Consider the following 12,019-nt stretch of genomic DNA (forward strand, 5'->3'; position numbering starts at 1 on the left):
GAACAAACTCAACCTGCACCTGCTGGTGGCCGAGGACAACATCATCAACCAGCTGATTTTGCGTGATCAACTGGAAGAACTCGGCTGCACCGTGGAGCTGGCGGCCGACGGTCAGCAAGCGTTGCAGCTCCACACCGCCGGCAACTTCGACGTGGTGTTGACGGATGTGAACATGCCCCATATCAACGGCTATGAACTGGCGCGTGAACTGCGGCGCCAGGGCTGCACGTTGCCGATTATTGGGGCCACCGCCAACGCCATGCGCGGCGAGGCCGACCTGTGCCTGGCCGCCGGCATGAACCATTGCCTGGTCAAACCCTTTGCGTTGCGGGCTCTATTCAACTCCCTGGCGCCTTATGCACGGATCACCCATGAAGCCCCTTAGTATTTTGATTGTCGAGGACCATCCCCTGCAGCATATCTACCTGCAGAACTTGCTCAGCGAGTTGGGAGACTTCCTGCTCGAAACCGCCGAGGATGGCAAAGAAGCGCTGGAGCGCCTGCGCCAGCGGGACTTCGACCTGGTACTGACCGACCTGCTGATGCCCGGCATGGACGGCGTGCAGTTTATCCAGTGCCTGGCCAGCCTGCGCTGCAAGCCGGCGCTGGCAATCATGAGTGCGGCGTCGAGGCGCATGCTGATGGCGGCCAGCCTGGTGGCGAAAAACCTCGATGTGGAAGTGCTTGGCCTGATTTCCAAGCCCGTGAACGCCGAAGCCTTACGCACCCTGGTCAACCAACTCAGGAACAGGGTGCGCACGCCTACCCCCGAACTGCCCGAGCACATGGACATCGACCGTCACACGCTGGTGCAGGCCATGAGCAGCGGCCAGTTCCAGGCCTGGTTCCAGCCGAAAAAATCCCTGGCCAACGGCCGTATCGTCGCCGCCGAAGCCCTGGTGCGCTGGATGCACCCCGAACAAGGCGTGATGCTGCCTGCCGCGTTCCTGCCGGCAATCAAGGCGTTCGAACTGGAGGAGCGGCTGTTGTGGCTGGTGCTCAAGCAAGCGATCCACGCCCAGGAACACTGGCGCCAGCGCGGCTATGAAATTCCGGTGTCGATCAACCTGCCGACCCACTTGCTCAACAGCCATGACCTGGCCGACCGTTTGCTGGAGTTCGTGCTGCACCACGATGGTATCCCGGGAATGATCTGCTTCGAGTTGATGGAATGTTCGGTGCCGCAGGACATCAGCAATTTCTACGCCGGCGCCTGCCGATTGCGGATCAAGGGGTTCGGTTTGTCCCAGGATGATTTCGGCAAGGGCTACAGCTCCTACCTCAATCTGGTGTCCACGCCCTTTACCGAACTGAAGATCGACCAGGCACTGGTGCAGGGCAGCCACGACAACGAAGGCATCGCCCAGGCATTGGCGAGCATTATCGCGCTGGGCCGCAAGTTGGGTCTGACGGTGGTTGCCGAGGGCGTGGAGACCCCGCAGCAATTGGCGCTGCTGCGCAAAATCGACTGCAATCAGGTGCAGGGTTTCCTGATCTCTCACGCAGTGTCTTCGGACCAATTTCAGCAACTACTGAACAATGATGGCCCCGCGACATCTCACTAGCTGGCGGCCACGATCATAAGGAGTAAGCTCCATCCAGTGCCGATTTATCCTGCGCCTGCGGAAACCCCTGATGAAGCACAATAACGCGATTCTCGAAGCCTTTACCCGCAGCTCATTGCGCCTGAACAAAGGCTTGATGGTGTTGATGGGAATCGCGTTGCTGCTGATGCTGACCAATTACTGGTCTCTGCACCGGGGCGTCGAAATTCGCTACAGCGCGATGCGCTTTCACTTTGCGCGGCTGATGGAAAACCTCGCAGAACAGCAAACCTACCTCAAGAGCCTGACACACCCCGGCATCCAGGCCGAACTGCTGCACGCCACCAACGTGCAGGTCATCCTCAAAAGCCGCATGGTCGACAACCGTCGCACGCTGTACGAAGGCCAGAAGTATTCGTTTTCGGTGCCCTTCAGCGTCAAGTTCGATGAACAGCAGATCAGCACCGCCGCCAGGCCGCCGATTTTTGCCCTGGGTGCGCACTTGACCAGCTACTACAGCGCCTTCTGGTCCTCGTCGCCGTACGAGGCGCCGCAAACCTTCCTGCTCAATCGCCAGGCCGACTACGCCATCACCATTCCGTCCGTGGGCTATCAGCACCGGGAAAACCCCGAGGATACCGACAACCCGGTGGCCCGGGTCAACGCCGTGCAGCAAATCCTTGCACAGGCGCCGCAGCCACTGGAGCAGAATCGGGTGTATTGGCAGGCCGGCCCCGAACCCGAGCATTTACTGGCCTACATCGGCCTGCCACTCGACGCCCAGGGCCAGGCTGTGATCGGCACCCTGCTCGACGTGTCGCAGGTCGACGATGTACAGCGCGCGCTGAATCACTCGGCGTTTGATCGCTTTACCCTGATTGGCCCTGACGGCAACCGGTTGATTGGGCCAACCACCCAGGCGCAGCTCAGCGATGGTGTGCATTTCACGGCCGACGGCTTTGAATTCAAGGTCACCGAGGCCGGCGACCAGCCCTGGAGCGCGGTCTATGGCCTGAACTACTCGCACTTCTTTCACTCCGCATTGTGGCCGTTGAGCACCATGGCGTTGCTGCTGTTCAGCCTGATTACACTGGGTTGGGCTGGCAGCCGATGGTATCGACGCCAGGTGATCACCCCAGCACAACTGGCCCACGAACGCATCGCCGAAAGCGTGGCGTTCAGCCGCGTGATCATCGACACCGCACCCACTGGGTTATGCGTGGTGCGACGCAGCGATGGCAGGGTATTGATCGAGAACCAGCGCGCCCAGCAATGGCCGGGCACCTCACGCCTGGTGGAGGCAATGGCCGGTAAGCAAGATGGCGCCGAGAGCGGTGAGACGCACTTGGAGATCGAAGGCCGGCACCTGCAGATCGGCTTTGTGTCGACCCGCTATCAGGCTCAAGACGTACGCCTGTATGCATTCAACGATATCACCCGGCACATCGAAGACGCCCAGGCCCTGGAAGAGGCACGTCATGCCGCCGATGCGGCCAGCGAGGCCAAGACGCTGTTCCTGGCAACCATGAGCCATGAGATCCGCACGCCGCTTTATGGCGTGCTCGGCACCCTCGAATTGCTCGGCCTGACCGACCTCGACCCGCACCAGAAAACGTACCTGCACACCATCCAGCGTTCGTCCGCCACACTGTTCCAACTGATCAGTGATGTGTTGGATGTCTCGAAGATCGAGTCCGGGCAAATGGCGATAGAAGCCGTGGATTTCTGCCCGCTGGACATGCTCGAAGATACCTTGCACACCTACGCCGCCTTCGCCCGGCGCAAGGGGTTGCAGCTTTACAGTTGCATCGACCCGCAGTTGCCGAACTGCCTGATGGGCGACCCGATGCGCATCCGCCAGGTCCTCAATAACCTGGTGAGCAACGCCATCAAGTTCACCGACTTTGGGTGCGTGGTGATTCGTGCCAGGGTGGTGGGCAGCGACGCCAATAATGTCGACCTGGAATGGCAAGTCACCGATTCCGGCGTTGGCATTGCCGAGGCGCAGCAGGCCAAGCTCTTCGATCTGTTCTACCAGGCACCGGACACCGCCAGCGAAGGCGGCACCGGGCTGGGCCTGCCGATCTGCCGATGGCTGGCGCAGATGATGGACGGCGAAATCCGCGTGGTCAGCGAGCCCGGACTGGGCAGCAGCTTTACCCTGAAAATGCGCTTGCCACTGTGTTGTGGCGCACTGACCAACCTGCCGCTGATCGAACCCAGCCCGACGCCGGTGTACGTGCAGGCACCGGTACGCGAACTGGCGCAGGCAATGAGTGACTGGCTCAACCGCTTGGGCATCACCGCCGCCCGGGCCGCGCCCCCCCAGGACAAAGACAGTCACCACGCGGTACTGGTAGATCTGTTACCTGGCGAGCCCCCCAAGCCATGGGCCGGCCAACGTGTGCTCTGCCTGCCCGGTGCGCACAGCCCGCCGCTGCACACGGCGCAAGGCTGGGTGGTGGATATGCACGACATACGCACCATCGCCGCCACCGTATCACTGGCGCAGCACGGCAGGCACGAGCAACCCACGGCGACCCGGCCACAAAGCGCCGGGCGGCTGGAGCTGCGCATCCTGGTGGCCGAGGACAACCCGGTCAACCAGGCGATCATCAAGGAGCAACTGGAGGCGCTCGGTTGCTCGGTGAGCCTGGCTGCCAACGGTGAACAGGCGTTGCAGTTATGGCAACCGGAGGCCTTCGACCTGGTGCTGACCGACGTGAATATGCCGTTGATGAATGGCTATGAACTGGCCAGGACCTTGCGTGAGCATGATCCACAGTTGCCGATTGTCGGCGTGACTGCCAATGCAATGCGCGAGGAAGGCGTACGTTGCCTGGCAGTGGGCATGAACGCCTGGATCGTCAAGCCCTTGAGCCTGCAGACCCTGCGCGACCAGTTGATCAAACTGTGCAAGATCAAGTCGCCGGTTGAGCCTGACGCCCAGGTATTCGACGACCGCGTGCAACTGTCGGACAAGATGCGCCCGCTGTTCATCAGCAGCGTGCAGCAGGATGTGCAGCGCATCGGCGTGGCACTGGTCCAGCGTGATGCCCGCGGCCTCGGCCAATTGCTGCACTCGATCGCTGGGGCCCTGGGCGCAGTGCAGGCGCTCAGCCTGGCCCAGGCCTGCATCGAACTGGAAAGCGCACTTAACCGGGGCAGCCTCGACACAACGCTTGAGCTCAAGGTGAAGACTGTGATGCAGCGTCTGTCGGCCGTTCTGGAGACTCTCCAGCCCGGGCACTCTTCACTCACTTGAACTGGCACTACGGACGGCCCTTTATGAAAAAATTCAACGTGGTAATCGCGGACGATCACCCGATCGTGTTGCTTGGCGTTCGCGAACTGGTAGAGCGTGACATGCGTTTTCAAGTCGTCGGCGAGGCCGTGTGTTCGGCCGGCCTGATCGAGCTGTTGCAGCATCAAGGCGCTGACATCGTGATTACTGACTACAACATGCCAGGCGACTCGCCTTATGGCGATGGCCTGAAGCTGGTGGAGTACCTGAAACGACACTTCCCGCAGGTACAGATCCTGATCCTGACCATGATCTCCAACCACCTGATCCTCACCCGCCTGCAAGAGCTGGGCGTGGTCGGCATCATCCAGAAAAGCCAGTTGCATACCGAGATTCAACTGGCACTCAAGGCGATCGCCCAGGACAGCGACTATCGCAGCCTGGAGCCGCCAAAGACCTCGGTAATAGAGACCCTCACGGCAATTGACGAGCGCTTTACCAGTTTGTCGCCCAAAGAGTTCGAGATCCTGCGCCTGTTTATTTCCGGCATGAGCGTGAGTGACATTGCGCGCCGCCAGAACCGAAGTTCAAAGACCATCAGCGCACAAAAGATATCGGCCATGCGCAAACTTGAAGTCAGCAGCGACCAGGACCTACTTGCTTATTGCCTGGAACGTAACATCTTCAACTAACGCATAACTTGCAAGCCATTCCTGGACAATGGCTTTGCCCTTTATTTTCAAGCCGTTCACCGCTGCAACAGCACAAATAACCTGCCCACCCCAGCGCTTATAAGAATCGTCTTATTCGCTCCCGCCGCCTCGTCGCCTACTCTTTGCTCGCAGTTCAACAACAGCAAACTTTTCAACTAACACTTACGGACATCATCATGAAGAAGTTTTCCCTGGCTGTGATCGCCTCGGCCATTATCGCCGCTTCCGGCAGTGCATTTGCCGTGGATCCTGCTCCTACGCCAACCCTGGGCGGCAGCGGCAAAATCACCTTCACCGGCGTGATCAACAACGACGCGTGCTCGGTGGACGGCGCCAACTCCGACCGCACCATTTCGGTGGACATGGGCAACGTTTCGATCAAGGACATGGGCACCGCGGAAAACCCAACCGCAGGTCGTGTGACCGCCAAAGACTTCAACCTGAACGTCAACTGCAACCAGGGCACCAAGGTCGCCATGATCTTTGACGCCAACAACGGCGGTTCGGGCCTGGTCACCGGCAAAAAAGTACTGGCCCTGAACCCGGGTTCGGCCACTGCACAAAACGTCGGTATTGCCCTGCTCGACAGCAAGGGCGGTCTGATTGACCTCAGCTCGCCAAGCACCGCACGTATTGAAAGCACCATGCACGGTGCTGGCACTGAAGGCGGCGACGCCACCCTGAGCTTCGCGGCCGCCTACGTCACTACCGCAGCGGCGGGTTCGTCGACCGCCGGTCGCGGTGACGCCACCCTGCCGTTCATCCTGCAATACGAATAATTCGGCGCCCCGGGCACCGAACGCGCGAGGCCTTGCGGCCTCGCCATTGTCTTCTGATTACACCGGATAACCGTCATGCCGCCTCGTTCTATCGCCGCATGTCTGGGGCTGCTGGGCTTGCTCATGGCTACCCAGGCCGCCGCCAGCATTTCATTGAATGCCACCCGTATCGTGTTTGACGGTGACCACAAGGAAGCCAACATTACCGTGCGTAATGGTAACCAGGATGTATTGATTCAATCCTGGGTCGACATGAATGACGCCAGCGCCAGCCGCGCGCCGTTTGCCGTCACCCCGCCACTGGCACGGGTATTCGCCAAGGAACAACAACTGCTGCGCATTCTGTATGAAGGCACCGGCATGCCCACGGACCGCGAGTCGGTGGTGTGGCTCAATGTGCAGGAAATCCCCAAGGCCAGCGAGGCCGAGAACACCTTGCAGTTGGCCATCCGCCAACGCATCAAGATTTTCTACCGCCCTGCCGGTCTTACCGGCAGCGCGCTGCAAGCCCCTGCGCAGCTTGAATGGACGCTGGCCAAACACGGCAGCCAAACCCTGTTGCAGGTGAAAAACCCGACGTTGTACCACGTGTCCATGGCCGACATCAAAGTGCAGGCGGTCTTGGCCAGCGACTCCACCATGATTGCGCCCGGCGAGCAAAAACAGTTTGCGCTCAGTGCTCCAGTTGCCAGTGGGCCGGTGCAGTTGTCGTTTTCCAGCATCAATGACTACGGCGCGCAGAATCACTACAGCGCGCCGCTGACCAGCGGCACTGCGCTACCGGCGCATGCGACTGAATCGCGCCTCAACCCCTAAGCACTTTCGCTAACCCACAGGCTCACTTCGCGTGCGTGTTTGCGTGCCCGGCTGTCCGTCAATCAGGGATGTCATAGGTCTTCGCATGTCTTTTCTTTCCAGCAACAGGCCCGCACGTGGCGTACTGAAGTTGAAGACGCTGTCGCTGGCGATTACTGCCAGCTTGCCCAGCCTGGCCATGGCCGATGACGCTGCGCAAACCTTCAACACCACCTTCCTGCAAGGCTCGCAGTCGCCGGTGGACCTGCAGCAATTGCTCTCGGCCAACAGCGTGCTGCCGGGCAATTACCGCGTCGATTTGTACAGCAACGAAGTGCTGGTGGGCCGGCGTGATATCGACTTCAAGCGCAACCCTAAAAACGGCCGCGTCGAAGCCTGCCTGACCCTCGACCTGCTCAAGCAACTGGGTATCGACCTGCACCGATTGCAGGCCGAGGGCAAACTTGACCCGCAGCAGCCGCAGGACTGCTACGCCCTTGCCGACATGATCGAAGACGCCAGCGTGCGCTACGACAGCAGCCGCCTGCGCCTGCTCGCGAGTATTCCGCAGGTAGCGATGCAGCGCGGCCTGCGCGGGTATGTCGACCCACAGTTGTGGGACGACGGTGTGTCCGCCGCCTTCATCAACTACCAGCTCAACAGCAGCCGCACCGCCGGCGACTACAAGACCCGCATCGCCAATAACCTGGGCCTGCGCAACGGCATCAACCTGGGGGCCTGGCGCCTGCGCAACGAGTCGAACCTGAGCGGCGGCACCGATCGCTCGAACACCTTTACCAGCAACCGCACTTACTTGCAGCATGACGTCACCGCGATCAAGGGCCAGTTCAGCGCCGGTGAGATTTTCTCCGACACCGACCTGTTCGACAGCGTGCGCTATCGCGGGGTCAAGCTCGCCTCGGATGATGGCATGCGCGCCGACAGCGAGCGCGGCTATGCACCCGTAATCCGTGGAGTGGCGCAGACCAACGCGACGGTGGAAATCCGCCAGAACGACTACATCCTCTATACCGCCAACGTCGCGCCGGGGCCATTCGAGATCAACGATATCTACCCCAGCGGCTCCAACGGTGACCTGCAAATCACCGTGATCGAAGCCGACGGTACGCGGCGGGTGACGATGCAGGCGTTCTCCAGCCTGCCGATCATGGTGCGCGAAGGCCAGGTGAAATACAGCGTCTCGGCGGGCACGTTCAAAAGCAATGCCGATGGCCTGGCCTCCCCGCGCTTTCTCAGCGGTACGCTGGCCTATGGCTTGACCAGCAACCTCAGTGGGATTGTCGGTGTGCAAGCCAGTGAGGACTACAGCGCGCTGTCGATCGGCGCCGGCAGGAACACTGCCTTCGGTGCGTTCTCCCTGGATACCACCCACTCGTCCAGCAAGGCTCAGGGGCGTACGTCCCAGGGCAGCAGCGTGCGCGCCTTGTACGCCAAGACCTTTGCCGGCACCGATACCAACTTCACCCTGGCCGCCTACCGTTACTCTACCGAGGGCTATCGCACCCTCACCGACCATGTGGAAGACAGCAGCGAAGACCTGCGCGTACGCACCGGTCACTCGAAAACCCGCACCGACCTGACCATCAACCAGAGCCTCGGGCGCAACAGCGAATTTGGCAGCCTGTATGTGAACGCCAGCGACCAACGCTACTGGAATCGCGGCGGTTCCCAGAGCTTTTCCGCGGGCTACACCGGCAACTGGGGCGATCTGAGCTACAACCTTGGCGTGACGCGCACCAAGCAGATCGTCACCTGGGGCGAGCCGAGCAGCGACACGCAGGTGAACCTGTCGGTGTCTTTCCCGCTGGGCAGTCAGGCCCGCGCGCCACGGGCGTTTGTCACCACCAGCCACCAACGCGGTGACACCACCACCCAAGCGGGCATCAATGGCTACGTGGCCGACACCAGCGACACTTTCTATTCGGTGCAGGCCGGCCACAGTGACACCAGCGGCGACTCAGGCTCGGTGAACATCAACAGTCGCACCGCCGTGGCAGACGTCAGCCTCGGTTACAGCCAGGGCCAGGGCTACAACTCACAAAACTTCAACCTCGCAGGCTCCGTGGTGGCTCATGCGGGTGGCGTCAACCTGGGGCAGACGGTCAGCGAGACCTTCGCCCTGGCCGAAATACCAGGCGTCTCTGGGGCCAAGATCAGCAGCTACAGCGGGGTGGAAACCGGTTACAACGGCTATGCGGTGGTGCCCACTGCGCAACCCTACCGGGTCAACTGGATCAGCCTGGACACTCGCGATCTGGGTGGCGACGTGGAAATCACCAACGCCACCCAGCAACTGGTGCCGCGCCGTGGCGCCATCGTGGTGGCGCATTACAGTGGCACTACCGGACGGCGGGTGTTGTTTGAGTTGTTTGATGCACAGCATCAACCGCTGTCGTTTGGTGCCTCACTGGAAGACGCCAATGGCAAGCAGTTGGCGATTGCAGATCCCAATGGTAATGCCCTGGCGCTGGTGGAAGAGGATCAGGGCACGCTGATCATCAAGTGGGGTGAGCAGCATTGTCGTGCCGCCTATACATTGCCACCGCAGAACAAGGCGCTGAACTACGAGCGCCAGGCACTGGTGTGTACGCCTTGATTGTGCGGGTGATTGCGCTACTGTGCTGGCCACGCGCCTACCCTCTGCGAGATTTGCCCATGCGTAACCTATTCCTTGCCAGTGCCTGCCTGTTGACCACAGCCCTGGCAGGCTGCCAGCAAACAACCCCGGCCAACGACCAACTCGATGCAGTGCTCTGGACCCAGACGTCCATCGAACACGAGCTGATCTACCGCCAGCTCTTCGCCAACGCTACCCGCCAACTCGATATAGCGCTGGCCGACCCCAACTGGGACGCACTGCCTTTGCCTGCGCGCAAGCTGACCGGTCTGCCGCCGGCGGTGATCGTGGATATCGACGAGACCCTGTTGGACAACGTGCCGCTCAACGCTCGCGACATCATCAACAATCAGGTCTATTCCTACGATCGCTGGAATACCTGGGTCGAGCAGGCCAAGGCTCAGGCGCTGCCGGGTTCCGTGGCGTTCCTGCAAGCGGCCAGGCAAAAAGGGATCAAGGTGTATTACCTCACCAACCGTGAACACAGCCAGGTCGCGGCCACCGCTGAAAACCTGCGTTTGCGCGGCTTTCCGATAGAGAGCGACGCACAGATCCTGGCGGCCAGCACGCCTACCGGCCACTGCGAAAGCGCAGGCTATGGCAAGAATTGCCGTCGCCAGTGGGTCGCCAGCCAAGCCCGCGTGTTGTTGATGGCCGGTGACTCGCTGGGAGATTTCGTGCAAGCCGAACACAACACCCTGGATGCACAACGCAAGGCCGTCGAACCCTATGTGAATTGGCTAGGCCAGCGTTGGTTCCTGCTGCCCAACCCGAGCTACGGCAACTGGTATAGCGCGCCGTATGGGGATGATGAGAGCTTGCCGTTTGCGCAGAAACGCAGGCTCAAGCAGCGGGCATTGCTGTTGCAGCAATAGGGTGAAGCTCTGCCATGATGATCGTTCCCACGCGGAGCGTACTTACACCGCCCTGGCCGCAATTGCCTCCACCTCCACCAACGCCCCCGGCAACGGCAACGCCACTACTTGCAATGCGGTACGCGCCGGTTTGTTTGGCTGTTCGGGTGTGCCAAAGAACTGGGTATAGCCGCGCTGCAACCCGGCAAAATCCAGCTTGCCACCGGTCTCTTCGGCGCCGACCAGAAACACCCGTAACTGTACGATGTCGCCCAAGTCCAGGTCGTGTTGGCGCAGGATCTGGCGCAGTTTGTTGAACACTGAAACGCTCTGCACCTCGGTGTCGCCATACACCCCAGGCACCCTCGGGTCGGCGGGGTCCGGCAGCGTGCCGCTGACAAATACCAGGCTGGCTGAGGCCGGCACGGTGACGGTTTGCGAGATGGGGAATTCACCGACGCTGGTGCGTTGGATGCTGTCGCTCATGGTGTGGCTCCTCAGGATGCGGCCAACGCCGCGAGTTGGTGTTGTTGGGTGATGCGCTCGGCCAGTTGCGCGACCACATGGCGCGCCGAGTTGGCTGCCGATTCCTGCCAGATGCCCACGCCGCTTTGCACCAGGCCGTCGCCGGCGAAATACACGCGGCCATGGGGCTGTTCAAGCAAGGCGTGGGCCTGGGCTGGGAAATGTTCGCGTTGCAACCACGGGCCTTCGCTGTAGGGGATCTGCTCCCAGGACACCGCCAGTGGATTACGCAAATGCCTGGAATAACCTGGATGCAACAGCTCCACGGCGTGTCGAGAGGCGGCGTACTGCTGATCGAGCGGTTGGGCGCCAAACACGTCGGCGCCCTCGCCCGTCACGTAACCGGCCACCAGCACGCCTTCGCGGGTGTTGAGGTCGTTGCTGGGGTACCACAGCAGGCGCGCCGGGTGTTCGATCCACGACAGGCCGCCATAGGTGCGGTAGTCGGTCTCCCAAAAGCGCGGCGATTGCCAGGCCACCTTGGTCGCCTGGTCGCTGCGAGTGCTGAGCAGGGCCGCCTTGACCGGTGCGCTGAAGTCCGTATCGAGCTTGGCCAGCAGGGGCAGCGGCACGGTGGAGACCAGAAAGTCGGCACGCACCACCTGTTCACGGCCACTGTGCTGGTCGTGGTAGGTCACCGCCACGCCGTCCTCCAGCTGGCGGATCTGCCGCACCTGGGCGCCCAGTTGCACCTGCTCCTGCACGCGTCGGTAGAAGGCCTCGGTGATACGGTCCATGCCGCCCACCGGCTGGAACATGGTGGCCGAGAATTCCGGGAATTCGGTGTGTAACAGAGCGCCCCAGAGTTCCGGGTGCAGCAAGCGGTCCAACCCCAGCGGTATATGGCGGGCGGGCAAGGCGCCAGGGGGGGCGGCAGATTCAAGGGGCCCGGAGCGGAGGGTGCCTTCCAAAGCCAGCTCTTGGGAC

10 protein-coding genes are annotated in these 12,019 nt (G+C 61.3%); 8 read left to right on the forward strand and 2 right to left on the reverse strand.

Annotation, left to right across the window (positions count from 1 at the left end; genetic code table 11):
- The 8 genes from GIW04_RS20665 to GIW04_RS20700 form a co-directional block, all read left to right on the forward strand.
- The coding region (locus GIW04_RS20665; protein ID WP_236479162.1) for a response regulator at nt 1-385 on the forward strand (385 nt) is incomplete at its 5' end.
- Entirely contained in the window at nt 372-1,565 is a 1,194-nt protein-coding gene (locus GIW04_RS20670) for an EAL domain-containing response regulator (protein WP_003192443.1), read from the forward strand. The genes GIW04_RS20665 and GIW04_RS20670, both read left to right, overlap by 14 nt.
- A 70-nt stretch (nt 1,566-1,635) precedes the next feature.
- The gene (locus GIW04_RS20675) at nt 1,636-4,809 is read left to right on the forward strand and encodes a hybrid sensor histidine kinase/response regulator (RefSeq protein WP_120248894.1); all 3,174 of its coding nucleotides are present in this window, start codon (nt 1,636-1,638) and stop codon (nt 4,807-4,809) included.
- A 23-nt stretch (nt 4,810-4,832) separates the two neighbouring features.
- Nucleotides 4,833-5,480, forward strand: coding sequence for a response regulator (locus tag GIW04_RS20680; protein ID WP_032880328.1), 648 nt, complete (start codon nt 4,833-4,835; stop codon nt 5,478-5,480).
- Between the two features lie 197 nt (nt 5,481-5,677).
- Nucleotides 5,678-6,280: a fimbrial protein gene (locus GIW04_RS20685; protein ID WP_003192447.1), complete on the forward strand. Its 603-nt coding sequence runs from the start codon at nt 5,678-5,680 to the stop codon at nt 6,278-6,280.
- A gap of 75 nt (nt 6,281-6,355) precedes the next feature.
- Nucleotides 6,356-7,096: a fimbrial biogenesis chaperone gene (locus GIW04_RS20690; protein ID WP_003192448.1), complete on the forward strand. Its 741-nt coding sequence runs from the start codon at nt 6,356-6,358 to the stop codon at nt 7,094-7,096.
- Nucleotides 7,097-7,181: 85 nt separating this feature from the next.
- Nucleotides 7,182-9,692, forward strand: coding sequence for a fimbria/pilus outer membrane usher protein (locus tag GIW04_RS20695; protein WP_003192449.1), 2,511 nt, complete (start codon nt 7,182-7,184; stop codon nt 9,690-9,692).
- Nucleotides 9,693-9,751: 59 nt separating this feature from the next.
- Nucleotides 9,752-10,588, forward strand: a complete 837-nt coding sequence (locus GIW04_RS20700) for a 5'-nucleotidase, lipoprotein e(P4) family (RefSeq protein WP_120248969.1) — start codon at nt 9,752-9,754, stop codon at nt 10,586-10,588.
- Between the two features lie 42 nt (nt 10,589-10,630).
- Here GIW04_RS20700 and GIW04_RS20705 read toward each other — a convergent pair whose 3' ends face one another.
- Both GIW04_RS20705 and GIW04_RS20710 read right to left on the reverse strand, forming a co-directional pair.
- The gene (locus GIW04_RS20705) at nt 10,631-11,053 is read right to left on the reverse strand and encodes a RidA family protein (protein WP_034134238.1); all 423 of its coding nucleotides are present in this window, start codon (nt 11,051-11,053) and stop codon (nt 10,631-10,633) included.
- Between the two features lie 11 nt (nt 11,054-11,064).
- A partial coding sequence (locus tag GIW04_RS20710; protein WP_236479163.1) for a flavin monoamine oxidase family protein occupies nt 11,065-12,019 on the reverse strand: 955 nt, incomplete at its 5' end.

It is taken from the genome of Pseudomonas sp. PA-4-8C (assembly GCF_021606625.1).
GTDB classification, from domain to species: domain Bacteria; phylum Pseudomonadota; class Gammaproteobacteria; order Pseudomonadales; family Pseudomonadaceae; genus Aquipseudomonas; species Aquipseudomonas lactis.